Origin of the sequence: Halorubrum sp. Atlit-26R (genome assembly GCF_003666015.1) — an archaeon.
Classification (GTDB): domain Archaea; phylum Halobacteriota; class Halobacteria; order Halobacteriales; family Haloferacaceae; genus Halorubrum.
This window is the reverse complement of record NZ_QPLT01000471.1, coordinates 1-469: the sequence shown is the minus strand read 5'-3', so window position 1 is coordinate 469 and position 469 is coordinate 1. Positions and strand designations below refer to the sequence as shown.

General features: G+C 64.8%; 1 pseudogene. It reads right to left on the bottom strand.

The annotated features are described in order from the left end of the window. Window positions 1–289, bottom strand: a pseudogene (locus DVK07_RS21505) (hypothetical protein); the annotation flags it as partial. Window positions 290–469: the final 180 nt, after the last annotated feature.

The window sequence follows — 469 nt, the reverse complement described above, 5'->3', positions numbered from 1 at the left end:
CGTCCCCGGGTGAAGCGGCGTCGAGCCGCCGACTCGGGCCACGGTTCGGGTCGAGATACAGCGGTAGCGCCGTCAACTTCTCCAGGAAGAGGTACTGGGCAGCGGCGTAGCCAGGCCCGCGCACGCTGCGGGTCGTCTCCAGCAGCCGTTTGAGCTGGCGGAGCCGCCCGAGCACGCCCTCTGGATAGCCGTCAGAGTGGGTGTACACCTGTGCGACTGGTTCGGTCGGATCGGCCGTCCGCCCCTGCTTGAGGGTTCGGACGAACCGGAGTTGACACCGTGTCGACATCGATTCACGCCGGCGACTGTGGCGCCGGCACCCATTCCGGCGCGAACAACACCACGGTCGCGAGTGACTGCCTCCGCTGGCTGAGCACAGAGGAATTCTGTGGGTGGGTGTTTCAGGGTCGCAACGATTGACACCGCTACTTCACGAGCACCTACTTAAATAGGCCCTCACGATCAGTAC